Consider the following 23,171-nt stretch of genomic DNA (forward strand, 5'->3'; position numbering starts at 1 on the left):
ATCTAAAACATACATTCATTCCCCCTACCCCAACTCCTTGGCTATTCTGCTTTTTTCAAGTTTTCCCTTGGTAATTCGTTTCCATAAAACAAGAGGGTTCAAACTATAAGATAGGCGTAGGAGGAAATAATTAACCCATTCGATAAGGGCAAAAAGCTGTATCAACGTGGCTAAGATAGTCACTAGGACACTCTGTGCATTCCAGACAATAAAAGGAAAGCCTGAAATAAGTAAAACAAGGTCTAGTATTCTGAGAACACCATATATTTTTGGAATATTTCCATTTCCGAACTGGGGATTTGACAGTCTTCTAATCAAAATTGCCCAATAGGTCGAGCCTTGAAGCAATATAAATGTCAGTAAAGACAAAGGATAGAGAATGGTAATTAGACTCATCCAATCACCAAGCCGATTTTTCAAAAGGAAAAAACACAACCAAAAGGATAGAGCGGCTGCAAGCTCTCCCAAGCAGAGGGACACTAACTCTTTTCTAACTTTCTCTTTTTGTATATTCATCATCTCACCCATCTATCATCCTATATCAGAAAAAAGTTAATCTAAGCATTTTCTAGTCAACATTTCACAGAATAAAGGCATTCTAAAAATCGAACAGCTCAATCCCTTTAATATCAGTGTGATTCTAAACTTAGAATTGCATTGATATAAATGTTTTAGTGCTATTCTAAGTTTATGATAACCCTAAATTTTAATTTTAGAAGGATTCTAAAGCTAGAATAGCTCTAAAATTACGAGCACCAAGCTATTCGAAACTTAGAAGAACCTTTTCTAAACCTCATACCCACTTTAACTAGCGACACTTACAATTCTTCTGATGAGCTTTGAGTTTTTTTAGAGCCCAGTCATAGTGACTGGAGGTGCTACTGACAAAGTAGGAACCTAGACTTGTCCCTCCCGTCCACTTATAGATACCTTTGGTAAAGAGTTGGTCATTACTGAAGCCTTCCATCAACTTTAAAACCTCTCTATGCGATTGATTGAGGAGTTTGGTCGCTTCTTCTAAGGAAGTTCTCTGGTGCTTCTTCCAAAAAGCGACATTCATTTCTCCATAAGTTTTCCAATTATAAGGCTCAGGGAGAAAAGATCTTTCAAGACCCTTTTGATTAGAATAAACCCAGGTCAGAAGTAACTGATGCCATTCATAGAGATGGATCAGGACATCCCGTAGATTTTTATCCCTTTTCCAGTGAGCTTCTTTTTTCTTTTGGTCTTTTGAAAAATCAAAAGGAGTCTGTAGCTCCTCTTCACTTAACTGAAAAATTAGGAGATTAAGTTTTTCATAGTTTTCCTTAGAGGCTAACACTAGCTCCTCTTTTGTTTTTGGTCTAGGCATAGGAGTTCTCCCTTCGTTTTCTAGTAGGTTAAGGTGTTTTCTTACTTCATTATACCATAATCAAAAAGCAGTTCTTCATTTTACGAAAAACTGCTTTTACTAACTATTTTTTATGCTTATAGTCACTACTTTACATATAAATCTTTAAAGAGACCGTCCACTTCTGCTATTTGATAGAGCAAGTGGGCTAGTTCTTGGTAATCTTCTTTTAAACATGAAAGGTGGGCTTGGCCAAATAGAGATGCCAATTCCTCTTTTAATCTTGCCCCTTCTGGATCATGAACTTTTAAGAACTTACTGAGATAGAGATTTCGAACAGCCGCAAGTTTGAAGCTGAAATACTGATGCAATAGTTTTTGTTCTGTATTTAAGCCGTTTTCAGCAACTGCTTTTGCATAGCATTCCAAAACACCGTTTTGGCCATTCAAATATCGTTTCTTCATAATCCTTGCTGTTTCTTGATAGATTTCAGTCTGACTAGGACTCTTGACCTTCTTAAAATTTCCCCACATGGAGTAGGCTCCACGCTTATAGTCAATAGCCTCTGCCTTCCAGGCTTCTAGTATGTCATTAAAAGCAACCTTCATACAGGCAAAACCAGCTGGATCATGCAAATAAAGGTACTGCCCATCAATACCATACACGGTTACAAAATGATCCACACCATAAAGGATTGTGTGATTGGGGTTGTAGGTCAGATGGCCCATATCAAGAGGTCCCAGTACGACAGGTCCATTGAACAGAAAGGTTTCTAACTTTCTTTTAATCTCTTCCAAATCTACTTCTGCTCTATCTTTTAGATAGAAATCCTCATAGTCAAATCCAAGTATTTTTAAAGAATGAGAGATTGAAAGATCTGGCATTCCATTGTCAAAGAATATTAGAGGGTGTCGTTCATCTTCCTTTACAATACTAGCGCCATTGCCCATCACCATAATTGCCTCTAAAAACTCTGCTTTAAAGTCATAACCATAGCTATCCAGTGCCATTGCCAATGAATAGCTATAGCAAAGTGATACATCTCCAAAATACATCTGCATATTCCTGCCTCCTTATCTTCTATGGGACTATTATACCGAGAAAACTATTCGCATGCCCCATAAAATCCAAACAAAAAATATGGTCTGTTTGTTTACAGACATGAATGTCAACAATTAAAAACTCTGTAGAGATTCTTTCTACAGAGTTCGATTTACATCTTTATAAAATGTCAGAAAATGATCTAGTACTTAATCACTGGTATCCAGAGTTCCATTTGATAGTCAGGTGATGACATGTCACCTTCGGTATAGACTTCGAAGTCTGGTGAGCCTGAGTGGCGATAGCCTGTTTCAGGGAAAAAGACCTCCAAGACATATTTCCAAGCATTGTGAATGCTAGCTGGTATAGGGCCTTTGACTGGGACGATAGCATATTCAGCGGCTGGGACATCTTTGATGGACAGACCAAGTTCTTCTGCTTTCGCTTTATCCGTCACATCATAAGCAGCCATGTAGTTGATGATTTCACCTTCTTTGACATCCGAACAGACACCATAGGATTGGCCACTGCCTAGACTCTCTAGGCTTTCCAAGCTGTGATTATTATAGAGATTCTCCCAAGCAGATGGGCATTTGCTATTGTCAATAGCTTCCAATAGGACGCCTGCAACTGTAAATGCAGGTTTCTTTTGAATCTTGATATCCATGTTCTTTCCTCCTGTAATCTTTAAGGATAATTGAAGTCTAGGAAAAACCCGATAAGGTTTTCCATTTCGAACTTCTGAGGGTGTTGCCCCATGGAATTTCTTGAAGGCTGCGCTGAAAGCATCCGCAGAGTCGTAGCCATATTTCAGTGCTATATCGATGACTTTCTCAGAGCCTTCACGCAAGTCTGTCACAGCTTCTGATAACCTGCGATTGCGCGAGTATTCTGCTAATGTCATATCTGCCAGGATAGAAAATAGCCTGCTAAAGAGAGGGTAAGAATAGCCCGATAGCTGCTGAAATCTTTTCATATCCACTTCTCCAGTCAGTTGCTGCTCCAAATAATCCATGGTTTGATTGAATTGATGCATCATATTCTTTTTCACCTCATAAAAGATACTAAGGCCGTTAAAAACAAAGTGTGAATAGGAAAATTAACGCTGGTTCTTCTGATTCTAGGTAATTTTTTCTTTTTCGCATAGCTTTTAGGCCGTGTTCAATTCTATCTATATTCTAACAAATACAAGATACTTACACCCTAGAATCTTTGTACAAGATTTAAAGGTGTAAATTCTATAACTTATCTTTTAATTTCTCAACAAAGAGATAGGCTGCAGGGCAGGTCAAGGTATTCTTAATCGTCAAATGGTTGATTTGGTGGATCTTTCTACGATCTGTATGGGGGAATTCACGACAGGCCTTGGGACGAACGTCATAGATGGAGCAGAGATTGTCTCCTCCTAGAAAGGGGCAAGGCATGGATTTGAAAACTTTATCACCATCTTCATCCACCTGAAGGAATTCCGCTTCAAAAGCCGGTAATTTCATCTTAAAGTACTTGGCAATACGGGTAATATCTGCTTCTTTAAAGTCGGGCCCCAAAGTCTTGCAACAGTTAGCGCAGGCAGTGCAATCAATCTCAGAAAAAACTTCTTGGTGAATTTGCTGGGCTATCTTATCTAAGTTTTTAGGAGGTTTTTTCTTTAGATTGGCTAAGACTTTTCGGTGCTCTTTTTGCTTTTGCAAGGCTAGTTGGTGATAGTACTCAATATCAATTTCTTTAGACATAATTTCTTTCTAATACAAGTGTTTTTGTCTATTATACCATAATCTCAGCCCCCTTTTTGCCCCCTGAACAGAAAAAAAGCCCTTCGGAAAAAATCCGAGGGGCTAAAAACGTTGTTAAATCAACGGCCGAACTTTTGAATTTCAAGGTTCGGGATAAAATAGTTCACTGAACTATTTTATTTTTTCAAGTTGTCTATTAAAAATAATCATTAATCCTATCTTCAAACCAGTTTCTTCTCCTAGCTCTAGATAACTCCAAGTTAATAGAAAATTTTCCAACTGTAAATGCACTATATAGACAAATCACAAATTTTTCAAACCAATTCATTTCTTCGATATACTGTTTAAAGCAAAGATAACAATAATGTTCTTGTAACGGCTCTAATGCTTTTACTAGTTCACTAACATTATCAGAATATTTTTCATTTATTTCATGATAACGTTTTGAAAAATCAGGATCATGTTCAATTTCGTCATAAAATATTGCCATTGCAAGATCTAACGAACCAATATAATACCCCTCTATCAGTGCTCGTCTAGAAAAAACAATTAATGCTATGAATGCAGCAGTTAAAGCGAGCACCCCTCCGACCATATCCCAAAATTCAGAGGCATAAAAATTTCCAGAGATTAGATAGTTAAAGCTAAAAAGAATAACCACAAAAAGAATTATCCAAAATAAACCTTTAGCGATAAAATCCGTTCCAAATGATCTACGTTCCCATTTTTGCTTAATCTTCAAGTTTATCTCCTTTTTTGAAGTTTTATATATTTTATCATACAATTAACTAGATATCTACCAATTCACGATATACTCACATATTCGGTAAAGGAATAATACTAAAATACAAATCTGAGTATATTTCAAACCATTTATTCAGCTTGTCATAGGCCGGCGACTGACAACAAAAAATATACGTTGACAAGCTCCAGTCAAAAAAGCACTAAGGGGAAGAGCCCCAAAGTGCTTTTTTATAGCTTTACAGCCTCTAATCGAATAAAGAGGTTATTTTTTCAAGTTGTAGAATGATTTCAATCCACGGTATTCAGCTACTTCACCAAGTTGGTCTTCGATACGAAGCAATTGGTTGTATTTAGCGATACGGTCTGTACGTGAAAGTGAACCAGTCTTGATTTGTCCTGCGTTAGTTGCAACGGCGATGTCAGCGATTGTTGAATCTTCAGTTTCACCTGAACGGTGTGATACAACTGCAGTGTAACCAGCTTCTTTCGCCATTTCGATAGCGTCGAATGTTTCAGTAAGAGTACCGATTTGGTTAACTTTGATAAGGATTGAGTTAGCAGCACCTTCTGCAATACCTTTTTCAAGGTAAGAAGTGTTTGTTACGAAGAAGTCGTCACCAACCAATTGAACTTTACCACCAAGACGTTCAGTAAGAGCTTTCCAACCGTCCCAGTCGTTTTCGTCCATACCATCTTCGATAGTGATGATTGGGTATTTGTTTACCAATTCTTCAAGGTAGTCGATTTGTTCTGCAGCAGTACGTACAGCAGCGCCTTCACCTTCGAATTTAGTGTAGTCGTAAACTTTACGTTCTTTATCGTAGAATTCTGATGAAGCACAGTCAAATCCGATAAATACGTCTTTACCAGGAACATATCCAGCAGCTTCGATTGCAGCAAGGATAGTTTCAACACCATCTTCAGTTCCTTCAAAACGAGGAGCGAATCCACCTTCGTCACCTACGGCTGTTTCAAGACCACGAGATTTAAGGATTTTCTTAAGAGCGTGGAAGATTTCAGCACCCCAACGAAGAGCTTCTTTGAATGATGGTGCACCAGCAGGTACGATCATGAATTCTTGGAAAGCGATTGGAGCGTCAGAGTGAGAACCACCGTTGATGATGTTCATCATTGGAGTTGGAAGAACTTTAGTGTTGAATCCACCAAGGTAGCTGTAAAGTGGGATTTCAAGGTAGTCAGCAGCAGCACGAGCTACAGCGATAGACACACCAAGAATTGCGTTTGCACCCAATTTACCTTTGTTAGGAGTACCGTCAAGTGCGATCATAGCACGGTCGATAGCTTGTTGGTCACGTACATCGTAGCCGATGATTGCTTCAGCAATGATGTTGTTTACGTTGTCAACAGCTTTTTGTGTACCAAGACCACCGTAACGAGATTTGTCACCGTCGCGAAGTTCAACTGCTTCGTGTTCACCAGTAGAAGCTCCTGATGGAACCATACCACGTCCGAAAGCACCTGATTCAGTATAAACTTCTACTTCAAGTGTTGGGTTACCGCGTGAGTCTAGGACTTCGCGAGCGTAAACATCAGTAATAATTGACATTTTTTACTCTCCTTTGAGTTAAATTTTTTACACCTCTATAATACCTTAAAAATAAGCGTTTTTCAAGAAAAAACGTTATCTTTGTGCAAATTTTCCTTAACTTTATAAAGTAATCGCTTTCTTTTGTCTGTTTTCTTGCGATTTTTGTGATATACTGTTTTTATGACAGATTTATCAAAACAACTACTAGAAAAAGCTCATGGTGGCCCGAAATTAAACCCTGACGAACAACGCCGCTATCTCGGCACTTTCGAGGAAAGAGTTCTTGGCTACGCGGATATCAGTACTGCCAATAGTTCTGAATTAGAACATGGATTTTTCCCTATTTTAGAAAGTTTTCAAGAAAAGGTAGAGGAACTTTTTGTGAAAATCTCACCAAATATCGAGTTTGACAAACAGGTCTTTTACTTAAAACAAGCAAAAGAAAGTAACTGTCAGGCGACTATTGTTTCAGACGATCATATCACCTCTCCTTTCGGTCTTGTCATTCATACAAATGAACCTGTTCAAGTAGACGAAAAGGACCTTAGACTTGCTTTCTCAAGCCTCTGGGAAGAGAAAAAGGCAGAGCCACCTAAAAAATCCATCTGGAAAAAATGGTTTGGTTAATGATTTCTCAAATTTAACAAACGACCAATATTAGTAGCTGTGTGCTCCAAATAGAGACTTGCATTTTTCAAACTGTCTTCCAAAGGTTCACTTTTCTCTAAAATGGAAAAGGCTACTTGTATATTTTCGAATGGTAGGGGAGGCAAATTGTCAGCAAGACTACCACAAATAGCAATAACAGGAACTCCGCTAGGGGTTCTTTTTGCTACACCAATAGGAGCTTTTCCAACAAAGCTTTGACTGTCCAGTCGACCTTCTCCAACAATAACCAAGTCGGCCCCTGCAACTTTCTTGTCAAAGTCAATCAAATCTAAGCAAGTGTCAATCCCAGATACGATAGTGGCCTCAGCAAAGGCACAGAGCCCAGCCGCAATCCCACCCCCAGCTCCTACTCCATTGAGAGAGAGGGTTGCTGGTGAAAATTTTTCATAGAACCGCTGTATAGCCAAATCTACTGTCTCAAACAAAGCAGGATCCAAGCCCTTTTGTTTTCCAAATGTATAGGTCGCTCCTTGATGACCACATAGAGGGCTCACGACATCTGCTAAAATGCGGATTTTCACATCTTCAGAAATCCTATACAATTCACTGTCAGAAACTGACTCAAACTCAAGCAAAGTCTGACCGCAAGCTGGCAATTCTTTTCCATTCTTATCATAAAAACGATAACCTAAACCAGCAGCAATGCCTATACCACCGTCATTACTAGCCGTACCTCCTACACCGATATAGATTTCTTTCATCCCTTGATCAATGAGATGGCGAATTAACTCTCCGATACCTCTGGTTTGGATATGGAGAGGGTTTCGTTTCTCCTGCGGAATCTTTCCTAAACCAACCAAGTCAGCAACTTCAAAGAGCGCTATTTGGCCTTTTTGAAAGTAGCGCATGGCTTCTTTTTGGCCAAAAGGTCCAGTGAACTCTTGCCATTTTTCTTCTAGGTCAAGAGAATGTCGGATAGCGTCTACGGTTCCTTCCCCACCATCACCTACAGGGCAAAGCAGACATTCTACATCCGCTATTGACTGTTCGAAACCTATTATTATAGCTTGAGCGACCTCTTCTGCCGTCAAACTTTCTTTAAAAGAATCGGGTGCAATTACAATTTTCATAGTTCCCTCTCATTCTAAGAAATCAATCAAAGGTAGAACTTCCAAAAAATCCCTCGTATCTATATGAGAAGCTATCTCTGTTTTTACGACCTCTTTGGCACAAAATGCAATACCACGTCCTGCTGACTTTAACATCAAGAGGTCATTGGCACCATCACCGATGGCAAAAGTTCTTTCTTTGGGAAGTCCTAATTCCTTTCTCCATTTCTCAAGAGTAGCATTTTTTACTTGACCTGTCACAATTTCACCAACTAATTTACCTGTTAAAAATCCGTCTTTGACTTCCAACTGGTTAGCGGAGAAATAGGAGATACCAAGGGATTCTGCTAATCTCTCAACTATTGGTGCAAATCCACCAGACACTAGACCGACTAGGATGCCCTTCTTTTGAAGTATGGAGATAAATTCTTGAGCATTCTTAGACAGATGAATGGATTTGAAGACAGTATCAAAGACTGAAATCGGAAGACCTTCTAACAAAGCCACTCTCGCTCGTAAGCTTGTTTCAAAGTCCAGTTCGCCTCGCATTGCCTGGCTTGTAATCTGCGATATTTCTTCTTCGCAACCTGCTTCTTTTCCTAAAAGATCAATCACCTCTTCTGCTATCAGGGTGCCGTCAACGTCCATGACACACAAGCCTTTTACTTGAGACATAAGCTTTCCTTTCTAAACAGCCCAAAAATCGTATGAAAGAATCATACGATTTTATCTATTAGTTGACTAAACTATGGTACAAGTCCAGGTAAGATTTGCAGGCTGTATCCCATGAGAAATCGCATTCCATAGCTTGTTTTTGTAGATTTCTCCAAACGTCTGGCTGGTTCTTATAAACATCCAAGGCTGTTTGGAAACTCCAGTTAAGCCAGTATGGTGTTAAATTATCAAAGCTAAATCCAGTTCCACTTCCTTCGATTGGATTGAAGGATTGAACCGTATCACGCAAACCACCAACCTCATGAACCAATGGTAGAGTTCCATAGCGCATCGCCATCATTTGAGACAAACCACATGGTTCAAAACGACTTGGCATGAGGAAGAGATCACAAGCTGCGTAGATTTCTTGAGCGAGCTTGACGTCAAAAGTGATATTTGCTGATAGTTTGTCTGGATAGACTTGCGCAAACCAGGAGAAGGAATGTTCAAAAGCTGGGTCACCTGTTCCTAAAAGGACTATTTGAACGTCCTCCTGTAAGAAACGATGCAAGCTCTCTACAACAACATCAAAACCTTTTTGGCGTGTCAAACGAGAGACAATCCCAACTAGCGGAACATCTGCTCTCACAGGCAACCCCACTCTCTCTTGCAATTTTGCTTTGTTTTGAGCTTTTCCAGACAGATCTTCCTTATCAAAATGATAGTCTAAAAGTGGGTCTGTTTGAGGATTATAGAGATCTGCGTCAATACCATTGACAATACCTGAAACCTTACCTGACTCCATGCGAAGAATCTGGTCCAAACCGCAACCAAACTGACTGGTCATAATCTCGTGCGCATAGCTAGGGGAAACGGTTGAGACACGATCCGCGTAGAGAATACCTGCTTTCATCCAGTTGAGACAATCATTCCAGCGAAGGGTCCCATCAGCATAGCGTTCAAACCCAACACCGAACAAATCCCACAACATTCCTTCAGAAAATTGACCTTGGAATTCCAAATTATGAATGGTTAAAACTGTTCTGATTCCTTGATATGCCTGAATCCAATGGTACTTTTCTTTTAACAAGAAGGGAATCATGGCTGTGTGGTAATCATGAACATGGAGAAGGTCAGGGATAAAGCCGATGCGTTCCATGGCTTCAAGAGCAGCCAGTTGGAAGAAGGCAAAGCGTTCACCATCGTCAAAATCACCATACACATGACCACGGAAGAAATAATACTGATTATCAATGAAGTAGAAGGTTACCCCATTCAAGACCGTTTTCTTAATACCACAGTACTGTCTACGCCATCCTACACTAACTTCAAAGTGGAGAACATCCTCAATCTGGTCTCCAAACTTTGCTTCTACCATATCATAATAAGGTAAGAAAACTGCAACTTCGTGCCCCGCTTTTACAAGTGATTTGGGAAGTGCACCAATGACATCGCCCAAACCACCTGTTTTTGAAAAGGGTGCTCCTTCTGCCGCTACAAATAAAATTTTCATGAATAAATGTCCTCTGTTACTGTTTCACCCTTCTTCACTACAACTGGATGTTCTGCTGTGCCTCGAATGACAACACCGTCCGCAACCTCAACGCCCTTATCCAAGATAGCATATTCAACTTGGGCACCTTGTCCAATCACAACACGAGGGAACAGAACGCTGTTCTTCACAACACTATCTTTGTGAACATAAATATTACGAGATAGGACTGACTGAACTACTTCACCCTCAATGATACTACCAGAAGCAAACTGAGAAGTACTTACTTTTGAAGTATTCGCATAATAGGTTGGCTCTTCGTTCTTAACCTTGGTATAAATCTTTTGATTTGGTGAGAAGAGAGAATAGAACTTTTTAGATTCAAGCATATCAATATTTGCTTGATAATAGGACTGAACAGAGTGAATATTAGCTAAGTAGCCTGTGTATTCGTAAGCAAAAGCTCCTTCTTTTGCAGCTAAATCGCGGAGGACATAGCGCAACTTTTCAGGATATTCTTTCTGAGCCTCTTCTTCAAGTCGTTCAATCAACCAAGGAGTATCCACAACAAAGATATCTGTAGACATATTGAAGAGTTCATCTGTAGATTTATTATCAAAGAGTTTGTGCGAACGAACATGGTCAGTTTCATCGATTTCCAAAATAGCATTCACATCTGAAATGTCTTTCTTTGGAAGTTTCTTATATACAACTGTAATCGGACCTTTTGTTGTATTGTGTAGGTGGAAGACTTGATTCAAGTCAATATTCACCAGCACATCGCAGTTAATCGAAACGGTTTGGTTTGAACCTGAACGTCTCAAGTAGGTAAGAAGCTGTTGGTAATACTCTTTTCCAACTGTACTGCTTTCAACACGAGTATTGTAAATTCCTAGATAGTAGTGACTTAGAAGAGTTGACAAGCCCCACTCACGACCTGAACGGATATGGTCGAATACTGAGCTGATATTGTCTTGTTGGAAAATACCAAAGATACTACGAACACCTGCATTTGCAAGGCTGGAAAGAGGGAAGTCAATCAAACGGTATTTCCCACCGAAAGGCAAGCTAGCTACCGGACGGTGTTCTGTTAATGTTGACATGTCATGAAAACCAACTGTGTTTCCTAAAATGGCTGAATATTTATCAATCTTCATCTGTTGCTACCCCCACTACTTCATTGTATCCTACTACTTGTACTTCGTCCGTTCCGTCAATCTCTACGCCGTCTGCAATAATGGCACCCTCACCAATAATAGCACGAGTAATCTTTGCGCCATGGCCAATAATAGCTCCACTCATGATGACAGAATCAACGACCTCAGCACCTTCACGTACTTGTGCTTCTGTTGAAAGAATCGAACGTTTAACAGTTCCATCTACAAAACAGCCATCCACGACCAATGAATCTTCAACGTGTGCATGCGCACCAAAGTAGTTTGGTGGTGAAATCAAGTTTCTAGAGTAAATTTTCCACTGACGATTGCGACTATCCAAGGCGTTTTCTGGTGAAATGTACTCCATATTAGCTTCCCAAAGTGACTCAATCGTACCAACGTCTTTCCAGTAGCCATTAAATTCATAAGCATAGACACTTTCACCAGACTCGAGATAGTTAGGGATAACGTTCTTACCAAAGTCTGACATATCCACATTGCTCTTTTCAGCAGCAACAAGCATATTGCGAAGCCGTTTCCAGTCAAAAATATAAATTCCCATAGAAGCCTTTGTAGACTTAGGTTGAGCAGGTTTTTCCTCAAATTCAACGATACGGTTATTGGCATCTGTATTCATGATACCGAAACGGCTAGCTTCTTTGAGAGGTACGTCTAGGACAGCTACTGTCAAACTGGCATTGTTATCCTTATGGGACTGAAGCATATCATCGTAGTCCATCTTGTAGATGTGGTCACCAGAAAGAATCAAAACATACTCAGGATTAACACTGTCGATATAGTCAATGTTTTGGTAGATAGCGTGACTAGTCCCTTCAAACCAACGGTTTCCTTCGCTGGCTGAATAAGGTTGTAAAATGGAGACACCTGAATTGATACCATCCAATCCCCAGCTCGAACCATTTCCAATATGGTTGTTCAAAGCAAGAGGTTGGTACTGCGTAATCACACCAACATTATGGATTCCAGAGTTTGCACAGTTGGAAAGAGCAAAGTCAATGATACGGTAGCGCCCACCGAATTGCACTGCCGGTTTGGCAATGCTTTGAGTGAGTTTTCCGAGACGTGTTCCTTGCCCACCCGCAAGGATCAAAGCTAGCATTTCATTCTTCATTTTCTACTCCTTTATAAAGACATGTGAACGTTAAAATCGAAAGAAGGTCGGAAGTCAAACTTTTTATAAAAATAATAGGAAATCCATTTCTCTTGTGTTTCAAGTCCAATACAAGTACATCCGTTTTTAAAAACTAAAAAATATCATCAACAGCCCATTATTCTTTTTTCTTAGCTTGTTTCAAACGACGCTTGATCTTCCAGATGCTTGCTCCCATGGCAGGCAAGGTAAAGGTCAAAGTCTGCTCATAATCTTTCCATAAGCCTTCTTGAGTCTGAACTGTTTGATTGTGCTCTTTCCACACACCTCCCCATTCTTCTAATTCTGTATTCCAAACTTCTTCGTAAATACCTGCAACAGGTAAACCAATCGTAAAGTCCTTACGTTCAACTGGTGCCATGTTAAAGACACAGACTAACATTTCGTCCTTCTTGCCCTTACGAATAAAGGAAAGGACACTCTGATCTCTATTATCAGCATCGATAATCTCGATACCATCATAACTAGTATCAATTTCCCACAGACAACGATGCTCTTTATAGAATTGATTCAGTTGTGAAGTAAAATGCTTCATCTTGGCATTCATCGGATCTTCTAGATTAGACCACTCCAACTGCTCCTCGGACTTCCACTCGAGGAATTGTCCGTACTCACTACCCATGAACAAGAGTTTCTTACCTGGATGACAAATTTGATAGGTGTAGAGGTTGCGCAGACCAGCGAACTGATTGTAGCGATCTCCCCACATCTTATGCATCATACTCTTCTTACCATGAACTACTTCATCATGTGAGAAAGGCAGGAGATAGTTTTCATTGAAAACATACATAAAGCTGAAAGTCACAAGATTAAAGTCATACTTGCGATAAATCGGATCTTCCTCGTAGAAACGGAGAATGTCGTTCATCCAGCCCATATTCCATTTATAGTCAAACCCAAGGCCGCCCATTTCTTTCATGCCAGTAATCTTTGTTGCTGATGAACTTTCTTCTGCAATCATCATGATATCTGGATGAGCTAACTTAATCACTGTGTTCAACCGTTGAAGGAAATAATAACCCTCGTAGTTAAGATTTCCGCCGTCCTTATTTGGAGTCCAAGGAGCATTATCATAATCTAGATACAGCATATTGCTCACTGCATCGACCCGAATACCATCTAAGTGGTAAAAATCAATCCAAAATTTAATACTTGAAATCAGGAAAGATTGGACCTCATTTTTCCCGAGGTCAAAATTCAGAGCACCCCAACCATAGTTATGAGCCTTGTTGTGATCTTGGTATTCAAAAGTTGGTGTACCGTCATAATATGCCAAGGCATCATCATTAATAGTGAAATGACCTGGAACCCAGTCGACGATAACACCGATATTATTTATATGACACTCTTCAACGAAATCTTGAAACTCGTCAGGTGTACCATAGGAATGTTCAAAAGCAAAGTAACCCATAAGTTGATAGCCCCAGCTCAATCCAAGTGGGTGAGCCATTAAAGGCATGAACTCAATATGTGTATAGTTCATCTCAACTAAGTATGGAATCAACTCGTCTTTCAGTTGCGAAAAAGTATAGGGACTACCATCTGGATTTCTCTTCCAAGATCCTGCATGGGCTTCATATATATTAACTGGTCTCTCGAAAAATCCCAGACGTTTGCGACGTGCTAACCAAAGGCCATCTTTCCATTTCTTTTCACGGATATTGGTCAAAACAGCTCCTGTACCCGGTCTAGCTTCAAAATAAACTGCCAATGGATCGATCTTCATAATCTGGTGACCATTTCCACGCGTGATATGATATTTATAAATCTGACCATCCTGAGCTTGACTCGTAAAGACTTCCCAAACACCTGCTTCATTACGAACCATGGGAATCTGATTCTCAACCCAATCGGTAAAATCACCAACTAAATGAACTGCTTGTGCATTTGGGGCCCAAACCCTAAAGGTATAGCCTATTTCTCCGTTTTTCTCCTCTCTATGCGCTCCTAAATAATGCTGGAGGTGAAAGTTCTCACCTGTAGTAAAGGTTCTTAATGCTTCTTGATTATTCATTCAATCCCCTTTCTTTTGTAAGCGTTTTCTATAATTCTATTATACACTCTTTTAAGGTAACTTTCAAGTAATTTACGAAGGAAATCATATTTTTTTATGAAAGCCTTCAAAAAATTACCTAGCATTTTAAAAAAGATATCCAGAAAATAGAACACGAAACAATTTCCATATATTTTTTTATTATAATACCAGAATATTCGTTTTTTATCAATTTTAAACTGCATTTTTTTGAAAAAAATAAAATCAGGAAGTCGTTTTCCTGATTTTATAAATTATTTCACATCAAAAACAATGGATTTAACATTTGTCATCGCTTCGATACTATATTTAATTCCTTGTACTCCTGCACCAGAACCTTTTACACCAAGGAATGGGAAATTATCTGGTCCACGTTGTGTTTTATTATTAATATGAACGGTACCAACTTCAAGTTTTTCAGCAATTTCAAACGCCTTCTTAAAGTCATTTGTAAAGACTGAAGATTGAAGACCGAATTCTGATTCATTAGCAATTTCTACCGCTTCATTAGCATCTGAAACTCGAATAATTGGAAGAACAGGTCCAAATGGTTCTTCCCAGGCTAATTTCATATCTCTTGTGACATAATCAAAAAGTCCTGGCCAAATGAGATTATTCTCACGTTTGATTGGGCTGAGCGCTTTGGCTCCTTTTTCCTGAGCATCTTCAATCAATCCCCAGATGAAATCAGCTGAAGCATTATCAATAACTGGCGTGATATCTGCATTGTCAAATGGATTGCCTACTGTTAGCTTAGCAACTTCAGCTTGGAGCAATTCTGCCAATCTGTCTGCTACGTTTTCCACAACCAAAACACGTTTGATGGCAGTACAACGCTGACCAGAGTAGCTAAAAGCTCCACCTACGATTTGCTTAGCTGCATTTTCTAAATCTGCATCTTCTAAGACAATTGCTGCATCTTTTCCACCAAGTTCAAGCATAATTGGGCGCATACCAGCTAAACGACCAATACGCTCCCCAATCGGTGTTGAACCTGTAAAGTTAATGAAGTTCACTTCCTTGTGTTCGATGATGTAGTCTCCGATTTCAGAACCACGTCCAGTGATGGTGTTAAAGACACCTGCTGGGATTCCTGCTTCGTCAAATGCTTTAGCCAACAAAAGACCAGAAATAGATCCTTGTGTTGGTGGTTTAAACATAACGACATTTCCTGCAATCAAAGCTGGAGCAATCTTAGATCCAGAAAGGTTGACTGGATAGTTAAATGGTGCAATAGCTAGGACGACCCCAACTGGCTCACGACGGACAACAGCTAGTTTATTTTTACTTGCAGCTTCAAAACCGCCACCTTCCATTGCTTGTCCAGTGATACGGAGACCTTCCTCAGCAGCAAAACGAATCAATTCTGCTGTACGTACTACTTCTCCAATGGCTGCTTTAATCCCTTTTGCAACCTCTTTGGCAAGAATCGTACCAATTTTTTCTTTATCACGTTCCAAAATGTCTGCTGTCTTATGCAAATAAGCTGCACGCTCAACTGGTGCTAAATCACGCCATGCTGGGAGAGCTGTACGCGCTGCTTCCATAGCCTCATCTACTTCAGCCTGACTCATAGCGGGTACTGTCCCCAGTTTTTCTTGATTGATGGGAGAATAGATGGCAATTTCATTTTCCGATGATTTCCATTTTCCATTCACTAAATTCTGATAATTTGTCAAATTCTCTTCCTCCTGAAAATGATTAAAACTTATTTTATCAAATTTTCAGAAAATTACAACCCCTTTTTGGAAAATATTGATATTTTTTTCACAAACTTGATTCTTCAAATTATTTGAAATTTATTCCTATTAGATATTGGTTTTTCAATAAAAATCAAAAAAGGTCTAGTTTTAACTAAACCTTTTTGTAGCATTTACTATGAAAGTACCTTCAAGACTGCAACGCTGATATCATCAATCACATTAGACTCTTGAGAACGACTATTTGTCACAAGCATTTCTAGATTTCCTGCATTTTCAAAGTAGAAGGAAGTTCCCTTGGCATTGAATACCACCAATAAGTTCTCTGATCCACCGTGAATTTCGTAAACAATCCACCCACTATTTTCAGCAGCTGTATGGACGAAGACATGACGATAAACTTCTTCGTATGTAGGATAAGAGAAAGCCCGCCTTTGTGTTTTTAGGCGAATAATCTGGCGAATAAAGTCAATGCTCTCTTGTCTCTCATTGATTAAATCCCAGTTGACCTGGTTGACACTATCTGGAGCATTGTAACTATTCATGGCCCGTTCTCTATCTGCCGGAGTCAGCTCACCATTTTCTCCTGTAGCAAGGAGTTTGGTGCGACCAAATTCTTGCCCCAGCTCTATAAAGGACATCCCTTGCATAAGAATGCTCATCGCTGTTGCTGTCTCGACCTGACGCATAATCTTATCTGAACTGTGATCTGGGTGAAGGGTTGCTAACAAATCATGCAAGTTGTAATTATCATGGGCTTCCACGTAGTTAAGAACTTGGTTTGGACTAAGATATGAACCCAACTCTCGGCTACCAAGAATAGCTTTGGCTACAATCGGTTCTGTAGCTGCACCGCTAACAAATCCTGCCTTGATTGAGCCGTAAACTTCTCCTCCTTTGATGGCATCACGCTGATCATCATTGAAGAATCCAATATTTGGCATCTGGTAGGCATTGTCCTTCTTGGCCTTGTCATAAGGTGCAAGACCGGTCCCCATATCCCAACCTTCTCCATAGGTGATAATACGTGGATCAACTTCATCCAGTGCCCAACGAATTGCCTGCATGGTTTTGATATCGTGAATTCCCATCAAGTCGAAACGGAAACCGTCAATATTGTATTCTTTTACCCAATAAAGGAGTGAGTCAATCATATACTTGCGGTACATTTCGTGTTCGCTTGCGGTTTCATTTCCAACACCTGTGCCGTTTTGGAAGGTTCCATCTGGATTCATACGATAGTAATAATCAGGAACAGTTGTTTGGAAAGGTGCATCGACCGTTGAAAAGGTATGGTTGTAAACGACATCCATAATGACACCGATTCCCGCATCATGATATGCTTGAATCATGGTTTTAAGGTCTCGAATAACCTGTCCAGGATCATCTAAATTGCTAGAGAAACTTGGTTCAGGAGCATTGTAGTTTTGAGGGTCATAACCCCAGTTATAGGTTACATTCCCGTCCTCGTCATATTCCTTATGGCGATCAAAGATTGGTTGGAGTTGAACATAATTACAGCCGAGTTCTTTGATATAATCAAAGGCTGTTGCTTGGTCGAATTGGTTGGTCGTTCCTGTCTGGGCAGCACCAAGGAAGGTCCCTCGAAGATTTTCTGGAACTCCAGATGTTGGCGATTTTGTAAAATCACGAATGTGCATCTCACAGATAACCGCTTTACATGGGTTTTCCAAACGCCAAGGAGCGTCTGTCCCATGCTTGACTTTAAATCCTTCTACCTGTCTATCTTGCTGAGAGAGAATGACGGAACGTTTCCCGTCAGGGCTTGTAGCAATAGTGTAAGGATCTCGTGTCAAAGTCTGATGGTGTGGAAACTCAATCTGATACTGATAAGCTTTACCTGCAAGATTTTCGTCTAAATCTACACTCCAAACACCAATGGTATTGTACTTATGACTGTATGAATAGCTATTCCCACGCTCAAGATTAAAGGTTTTCCAAATCGGCGCGTCGTTACTTGTATTTTCATAAACGACCACTTGGACTGCTGTAGCGGTTGGAGCCCAGAGTTTAAAGCTTGTCTGGTAGTCAGAGATACTATACCCCAACTCTCCTTGGTATCCCCAATGGTGATCAAAACTTTCACTGTGAAAGGCTTTATCAAAAGCAAACGGGTTTCGATCTTTATAGCAAGAACTTGCAATGGCTGGATTTTCAGAATAATAAACCGTCTCATCACCATCCAAAATCCAAACCTCAGTCAACAGTGGATAATAGTTAAACCGTAGGAGATAATCTTTTGTCTTTCCATCTATTTCGACAGAAAAGGTCAGAGTATCGAGCCTTTCTGCACTTGTAACTGTAAAGGAGAATTTTGCTCCAAAATAGTCATTTTCATAATACAAATTTTCTTTAACATCTGCCTGTTTTCTACTGAATGAACAAGCATCATAGTCCCCATTTTTTCGGTGAAAATGGATGACTACTGGGTATCTATACATTTCTTTTCCTAATTCCTAATTTCAATTTTTTTATGTAGTGCTGAAGAATTTAGCGGGAATTTCAGCACAATAGAGAATAGCATTAATAGATATAAAAACACATCAGGAGAGATAGTTTCAGACTATCTAACATCTAGTTTTCAACTATTCTTTACAAACTTTCTAGCCAAGCTTCATCTCGAACTTCGATACCAAGTTCTTGTGCTTTTTGGAGCTTGCTTCCTGCATCTGCTCCTGCTACGACAAGATTCGTTTTCTTAGATACACTGCCTGTAACTTTAGCACCAAGGATTTCGAGTTTATTTTTGGCTTCAGAACGTGTGAGACGTTCCAATTTTCCTGTTAATACAACTGTCAAACCTGACAAGGCTGCATCTGCTACTACTGTCTGCCCTTTGTAGTCCAGATTAACTCCAGCTTCTTTCAACTCGTCTAAAAGAATCTTCGATCCTTCTGTAGCAAAATAAGTCTGAAGGCTTTGGGCAATCACACTACCCAAGCTCTCGATACTTGCTACTTCCTCAGGATCTGCTTGGGCTAGATTTTCAATAGAGTGGAAATGTTGGAGCAAGAGTTGGCTAGCCTTACTTCCGACATGGCGAATTCCCAGACCAAACAAGAGTTTTTCAGCAGAGTTTTCCTTGGATGCTTGAATGGCCTGATATAGTTTAGAAGCAGACTTTTCCTTGACGCCTTCTAAAAGAAGGAAATCGTTTTCTTTCAAACGGTAAATATCTGCCACATCCTTAACCAGATTAGCAGCAAAAAGCTTTTCGACGATAGATGGACCAAGACCCGTAATATTCATAGCATCTCGAGAGGCAAAGTGAATCAAACCTTCCATGATTTGGGCAGGACAGCGTGGATTGATACAACGAAGAGCCACTTCATCTTCAAAATGAAGCAACTGACTGTCACAGCTCGGACAGTTAGTCGGAATATCTAGTTTTTCTTCAGAAACACGTTTAGACTCTACCACACGCAGAACAGCAGGGATGATATCTCCAGCCTTATAAACGATAACCGTATCATCTTTGCGGATATCCTTTTCAGCAATATAATCTACGTTGTGAAGAGTTGCACGGCTAACAGTTGTGCCAGCAAGCTGAACAGGTGTTAGATTGGCAGTCGGGGTCACAACACCCGTACGACCTACTGTCCAGTCAACTGAAAGGAGTTGAGCTTCTTTTTCCTCAGCAGGAAATTTATAAGCTACTGCCCACTTAGGTGCTTTAACGGTAAAACCGAGTTCTTCTTGACCTGCTAGGTCGTTAACCTTGATGACCACCCCATCGATATCGTAAGGCAGTTTCTCCCGTTCTTGTCCTACTTCTTGGATAAAATCCCATACCTCATCTATACTTTGAGCCAATATTCGTTTAGGATTAACTACAAAACCAAGCTGTTCAAGATGCTCCAAGACCTTTTCTTGACTATCACGAGTTGAAGGGCTGGCTTCTTGATAGAGGAAAGTAGCAAGATTACGCTTGGCCACTACTGCTGTATCCAACTGACGCAAGGTGCCTGCAGCTGCGTTACGAGGATTAGCAAATTCAGGCTCCCCATTTTCTTGGCGGGCTTGGTTGACCTGATCAAAGGAAGCGCGTGGCATGTAACACTCTCCACGAACGGTGATATCTAGTTCTTCGGGCAAGGTCAAAGGAATGTCCTTGACACGCTTGAGGTTTTCGGTGATATTTTCACCAACAGAACCATCCCCACGTGTGGCACCAACAACCAAAATCCCCTTTTCATACGTAAGCGAGATAGACAAACCATCGATTTTCAGCTCACAAATATAGGTCGGTTGGGGTAATTCCTTTCGCACACGCGCATCAAAAGCTTCTAACTCTTCACGTGAAAAAGCATCCTGCAAACTGTATAGAGGATACTGATGACTGTATTTTTCAAAACCATCTAAAACCTTACCACCAACACGATGAGTTGGACTATCCGCTAAAACTTGATCTGGATAGGCGGCTTCCAACTCAACCAACTCTCGGTAGAGACGATCATACTCGCTATCTGAAACCGAGGGATTGTCACTCGTATAGTACTCGGTCGCATAGCGGTTGAGTAAGGCAACTAACTCATTCATTCTTTCATTCATAATCCCATTTTACCACAAAGCAAGCCCTCCTCACAATAGAGAAGGACTGAAAAATGATTCGTAATGAAATATTTTCTAAAAAAGAGAAATTATAACTCTTTTTTAAAATGACTTCGCACATAAACGAGGGATAAACAAGACAGGATGATAACACCGCTTCCAATTATCAGAAAAGAAGAGAGATGGACACTTGGTAGCACCGTCATAAAGCCTTTTGCAATCGGCATAAATAGGATGGCTAAGGTAAAAATGGTGCTTAGTACTCTTCCCAAGTATTCCCCCTCAACCTTGGTTTGAACCTGAGTAAAAAAGTGAATATTAAAAATCGTCATAAACAGTTCACAAACTAAATTTCCAGAAAAGGAGAGAAAAGTTGGCAGTGGTAATCCCATCATAAAAACTCCAACTCCAGTTAAAGCCAATAGAATCAAAAGATTATAAACACTTGCCTTTATTTTACTAGCTAGAAGAGCTCCAATAATCGAACCAATAGCGCCCATAGTTAAAATAGTTGCATAAGCTCCTTCTACCCCGTATAGTCGATTTGAAAAAGGGAGGAGAAATTCAAAAGCTGCAAAAAAGAAATTAACACTGGAAGCTACTACCAAAAGGAAAAAGATCTCTTGCTGGCGCCAAATATAGCGAATCCCTTCTTTCATATCAGCAAAAATATTTTTCCAGCTGAAAGTCTTTTTCTCTTGTTCCTGAGTCTCTTTTTTTGGGAGAAAAGCTACTAAGGTAAATGCGATAAAAAAACTAATGGCATCTAAAACGAGCGTCATATGGAGACTGGCAAATTGTAAAACGAGAAAAGAAAGCACCGGAGAACTGACTCCTACAACCTGTAAAACTAACTCCAAGCGAGAGTTATAGGTCACAATCTCGTCTTTCTCTACAACCTCAGTTATAATGGCTTTGTTAGATGTACGAGAAAATGCAAAGGCAACCGCCTGAACAATATTGGCAAAAATCAAGGCAGCAATCATCAAGCTATCATCTCTGATGAAAGAAATAGCTAAGCAAAGAACGCCACAAATCAAGTCTGTCGTCATCAAAATTTTGCGACGCGAAAATCGGTCTGAAATCACTCCGCCAAAGGGATTGACCAGAATCGATGTGACGAGTTCAGAAATTTGATAAATCCCAAGAACAGTCTGCCCTATCGTTCCCATTGATGCCAACCAAACACTGTTTCCATAATCATAGAGCATATTTCCTATTTTATTAATAGCACCACGACTAATCAACTGGATTGCATGTCGATTCATATAAAAAACCCCTCTCAAATTTTGAAACTATTGTATCAAAACTGAAAGGAGTCTCTTTATTTTTCCCTTATTTGGGAAATTTAAGGATTTACAAATTTTTCATAATGTTCCTGATAGTAAGCCACTTGCTCTGGAAGTCCAAGCACAGCAAAAATATGCATGGCCTCCCGCATCTGACTACAACCCTCTTCTTTCAAGTCTCTCTGGTAGAGGGCGAAACCTTTGAGATAATGGAAGATATTGCGCTCATAAAGCTTGATACCATTTCCAATTAACTTCTCCACATAGCCCTCAAAATAGTCCGCATCCGCAAAGGATCGATTTTCCAAACAATGCTGGTAACAGTTAAGAGCTAAAATCAAAACAAGTTTTCGATGCCGACCAATTTCCTTGTAGTAGTCTTCCCTCTCCATCACTTCTCTGCCAATTCGAGCCACATAGTCCACATTGTAGAAAGTATAGAGATTTCCGAAAAGAATCAACTCATACATAGTCCATTCTTCTGTTTGAAAAAGATAATCTGCTACCTTTTCCAAATCACTCTGCCTCATCGTGTAATAAGCATCTCTTTGACAAATCAGTCCTTGTAGCAGAATCCAATTCAGCTTAAAATAGAGGGGATTGGTCGAACTCTTAGCCTTTTCAAGTTGTTCTCTTTGAAGCTTTTGAAAACCTGCAATATCATTTGAGTAGTAAAGCGGAATAATCTGTGCCATCAAGGCAACATGTTCATGATTTTGAAAATCCCTAGCCTTGTCCATGAAATTTTCAATAGTCACATGAATATTATCCAAAATCTCAAAGAAACGGGAAACTGCTAAATCAGACTCACCAAGCTCAAAGCGAGATAACTGAGAGGTCGAGCAAGAATCGCCCGCTGCTTCCTTTAAAGAGTAGTTCCCACTGGTTCGAAATTCACGAAATACTTTTCCAAGATGTTCCATCTTTACACCTGCTCTGATAATTCTTCCCACTCAAGCATGGCTTCTTCCTGACGATGGCTGATTTTT

19 protein-coding genes are annotated in these 23,171 nt (G+C 39.9%); 1 reads left to right on the forward strand and 18 read right to left on the reverse strand.

Annotated features, from left to right (window positions below; all coding sequences use genetic code 11):
* Nucleotides 1-24: 24 nt before the first annotated feature.
* The 7 genes from HMPREF3057_RS08300 to eno form a co-directional block, all read right to left on the reverse strand.
* A complete protein-coding gene (locus tag HMPREF3057_RS08300) occupies nucleotides 25-528 on the reverse strand; it encodes a hypothetical protein (RefSeq protein WP_070697197.1) in 504 nt (167 codons plus the stop codon).
* A gap of 280 nt (nucleotides 529-808) precedes the next feature.
* On the reverse strand, nucleotides 809-1,351 hold the full coding sequence (locus HMPREF3057_RS08305; RefSeq protein ID WP_070697200.1) for a ClbS/DfsB family four-helix bundle protein: 543 nt from the start codon (nucleotides 1,349-1,351) through the stop codon (nucleotides 809-811).
* A gap of 125 nt (nucleotides 1,352-1,476) precedes the next feature.
* A complete protein-coding gene (locus tag HMPREF3057_RS08310) occupies nucleotides 1,477-2,391 on the reverse strand; it encodes a cysteine peptidase family C39 domain-containing protein (protein ID WP_070697202.1) in 915 nt (304 codons plus the stop codon).
* Nucleotides 2,392-2,573: 182 nt separating this feature from the next.
* Nucleotides 2,574-3,410 (reverse strand): AraC family transcriptional regulator, encoded by an 837-nt coding sequence (locus HMPREF3057_RS08315; protein WP_070697205.1) that lies wholly within the window; start codon nucleotides 3,408-3,410, stop codon nucleotides 2,574-2,576.
* A gap of 199 nt (nucleotides 3,411-3,609) precedes the next feature.
* Nucleotides 3,610-4,104, reverse strand: coding sequence for a YkgJ family cysteine cluster protein (locus HMPREF3057_RS08320; protein ID WP_070697208.1), 495 nt, complete (start codon nucleotides 4,102-4,104; stop codon nucleotides 3,610-3,612).
* Nucleotides 4,105-4,300: 196 nt separating this feature from the next.
* On the reverse strand, nucleotides 4,301-4,846 hold the full coding sequence (locus HMPREF3057_RS08325) for a hypothetical protein (RefSeq protein ID WP_070697210.1): 546 nt from the start codon (nucleotides 4,844-4,846) through the stop codon (nucleotides 4,301-4,303).
* A gap of 264 nt (nucleotides 4,847-5,110) precedes the next feature.
* Entirely contained in the window at nucleotides 5,111-6,415 is a 1,305-nt protein-coding gene (gene eno / locus HMPREF3057_RS08330; protein WP_000022821.1) for a surface-displayed alpha-enolase, read from the reverse strand.
* A gap of 162 nt (nucleotides 6,416-6,577) precedes the next feature.
* Here eno and HMPREF3057_RS08335 point away from each other — a divergent pair, with 162 nt between their 5' ends.
* Nucleotides 6,578-7,024, forward strand: a complete 447-nt coding sequence (locus tag HMPREF3057_RS08335) for a DUF1694 domain-containing protein (RefSeq protein WP_070697213.1) — start codon at nucleotides 6,578-6,580, stop codon at nucleotides 7,022-7,024.
* Here the strand turns inward: HMPREF3057_RS08335 and HMPREF3057_RS08340 are convergent.
* The 11 genes from HMPREF3057_RS08340 to HMPREF3057_RS08395 all read right to left on the reverse strand — a co-directional run bounded on the left by HMPREF3057_RS08340 (nucleotide 7,021) and on the right by HMPREF3057_RS08395 (nucleotide 23,105).
* Nucleotides 7,021-8,136, reverse strand: a complete 1,116-nt coding sequence (locus HMPREF3057_RS08340; protein ID WP_070697215.1) for a glycerate kinase — start codon at nucleotides 8,134-8,136, stop codon at nucleotides 7,021-7,023. The two genes, HMPREF3057_RS08335 and HMPREF3057_RS08340, sit on opposite strands and share 4 nt — an antisense overlap.
* A 9-nt stretch (nucleotides 8,137-8,145) precedes the next feature.
* Complete coding sequence (gene serB, locus HMPREF3057_RS08345; protein WP_070657646.1) at nucleotides 8,146-8,790, reverse strand: phosphoserine phosphatase SerB; 645 nt, start codon at nucleotides 8,788-8,790, stop codon at nucleotides 8,146-8,148.
* 58 nt (nucleotides 8,791-8,848) lie between these two features.
* Entirely contained in the window at nucleotides 8,849-10,282 is a 1,434-nt protein-coding gene (gene glgA / locus HMPREF3057_RS08350; protein ID WP_070697217.1) for a glycogen synthase GlgA, read from the reverse strand.
* A complete protein-coding gene (gene glgD, locus HMPREF3057_RS08355) occupies nucleotides 10,279-11,418 on the reverse strand; it encodes a glucose-1-phosphate adenylyltransferase subunit GlgD (RefSeq protein WP_000687050.1) in 1,140 nt (379 codons plus the stop codon). The genes glgA and glgD overlap by 4 nt, the downstream gene beginning before the upstream one ends.
* Nucleotides 11,408-12,550: a glucose-1-phosphate adenylyltransferase gene (locus HMPREF3057_RS08360; protein WP_000787250.1), complete on the reverse strand. Its 1,143-nt coding sequence runs from the start codon at nucleotides 12,548-12,550 to the stop codon at nucleotides 11,408-11,410. The genes glgD and HMPREF3057_RS08360 overlap by 11 nt, the downstream gene beginning before the upstream one ends.
* A 157-nt stretch (nucleotides 12,551-12,707) precedes the next feature.
* Entirely contained in the window at nucleotides 12,708-14,603 is a 1,896-nt protein-coding gene (glgB, locus tag HMPREF3057_RS08365; RefSeq protein WP_049479326.1) for a 1,4-alpha-glucan branching protein GlgB, read from the reverse strand.
* Nucleotides 14,604-14,875: 272 nt separating this feature from the next.
* On the reverse strand, nucleotides 14,876-16,300 hold the full coding sequence (locus HMPREF3057_RS08375; RefSeq protein WP_070697220.1) for an NADP-dependent glyceraldehyde-3-phosphate dehydrogenase: 1,425 nt from the start codon (nucleotides 16,298-16,300) through the stop codon (nucleotides 14,876-14,878).
* Nucleotides 16,301-16,497: 197 nt separating this feature from the next.
* The gene (gene pulA, locus HMPREF3057_RS08380; RefSeq protein WP_070697222.1) at nucleotides 16,498-18,783 is read right to left on the reverse strand and encodes a type I pullulanase; all 2,286 of its coding nucleotides are present in this window, start codon (nucleotides 18,781-18,783) and stop codon (nucleotides 16,498-16,500) included.
* A 151-nt stretch (nucleotides 18,784-18,934) separates the two neighbouring features.
* Nucleotides 18,935-20,893: an NAD-dependent DNA ligase LigA gene (gene ligA, locus HMPREF3057_RS08385; RefSeq protein WP_049490620.1), complete on the reverse strand. Its 1,959-nt coding sequence runs from the start codon at nucleotides 20,891-20,893 to the stop codon at nucleotides 18,935-18,937.
* 89 nt (nucleotides 20,894-20,982) lie between these two features.
* Nucleotides 20,983-22,161, reverse strand: coding sequence for an MFS transporter (locus tag HMPREF3057_RS08390; protein ID WP_001079356.1), 1,179 nt, complete (start codon nucleotides 22,159-22,161; stop codon nucleotides 20,983-20,985).
* Between the two features lie 80 nt (nucleotides 22,162-22,241).
* Nucleotides 22,242-23,105, reverse strand: a complete 864-nt coding sequence (locus HMPREF3057_RS08395) for an Rgg family transcriptional regulator (RefSeq protein WP_049479328.1) — start codon at nucleotides 23,103-23,105, stop codon at nucleotides 22,242-22,244.
* Nucleotides 23,106-23,171 lie beyond the last annotated feature (66 nt).

It is taken from the genome of Streptococcus sp. HMSC072D05, from assembly GCF_001815805.1.
In the GTDB taxonomy this organism is placed as follows: domain Bacteria; phylum Bacillota; class Bacilli; order Lactobacillales; family Streptococcaceae; genus Streptococcus.

Coding starts and splice junctions, on each gene's coding strand:
- HMPREF3057_RS08390 (WP_001079356.1), bottom strand. CDS start 22,161: ATGAATCGACATGCAATCCAGTTGATTAGTCGTGGTGCTATTAATAAA.
- serB (WP_070657646.1), bottom strand. CDS start 8,790: ATGTCTCAAGTAAAAGGCTTGTGTGTCATGGACGTTGACGGCACCCTG.
- HMPREF3057_RS08315 (WP_070697205.1), bottom strand. CDS start 3,410: ATGATGCATCAATTCAATCAAACCATGGATTATTTGGAGCAGCAACTG.
- glgA (WP_070697217.1), bottom strand. CDS start 10,282: ATGAAAATTTTATTTGTAGCGGCAGAAGGAGCACCCTTTTCAAAAACA.
- HMPREF3057_RS08305 (WP_070697200.1), bottom strand. CDS start 1,351: ATGCCTAGACCAAAAACAAAAGAGGAGCTAGTGTTAGCCTCTAAGGAA.
- ligA (WP_049490620.1), bottom strand. CDS start 20,893: ATGAATGAAAGAATGAATGAGTTAGTTGCCTTACTCAACCGCTATGCG.
- HMPREF3057_RS08340 (WP_070697215.1), bottom strand. CDS start 8,136: ATGAAAATTGTAATTGCACCCGATTCTTTTAAAGAAAGTTTGACGGCA.
- HMPREF3057_RS08360 (WP_000787250.1), bottom strand. CDS start 12,550: ATGAAGAATGAAATGCTAGCTTTGATCCTTGCGGGTGGGCAAGGAACA.
- HMPREF3057_RS08310 (WP_070697202.1), bottom strand. CDS start 2,391: ATGCAGATGTATTTTGGAGATGTATCACTTTGCTATAGCTATTCATTG.
- glgD (WP_000687050.1), bottom strand. CDS start 11,418: ATGAAGATTGATAAATATTCAGCCATTTTAGGAAACACAGTTGGTTTT.
- HMPREF3057_RS08395 (WP_049479328.1), bottom strand. CDS start 23,105: ATGGAACATCTTGGAAAAGTATTTCGTGAATTTCGAACCAGTGGGAAC.
- HMPREF3057_RS08320 (WP_070697208.1), bottom strand. CDS start 4,104: ATGTCTAAAGAAATTGATATTGAGTACTATCACCAACTAGCCTTGCAA.
- pulA (WP_070697222.1), bottom strand. CDS start 18,783: ATGTATAGATACCCAGTAGTCATCCATTTTCACCGAAAAAATGGGGAC.
- HMPREF3057_RS08335 (WP_070697213.1), top strand. CDS start 6,578: ATGACAGATTTATCAAAACAACTACTAGAAAAAGCTCATGGTGGCCCG.
- glgB (WP_049479326.1), bottom strand. CDS start 14,603: ATGAATAATCAAGAAGCATTAAGAACCTTTACTACAGGTGAGAACTTT.
- eno (WP_000022821.1), bottom strand. CDS start 6,415: ATGTCAATTATTACTGATGTTTACGCTCGCGAAGTCCTAGACTCACGC.
- HMPREF3057_RS08300 (WP_070697197.1), bottom strand. CDS start 528: ATGGGTGAGATGATGAATATACAAAAAGAGAAAGTTAGAAAAGAGTTA.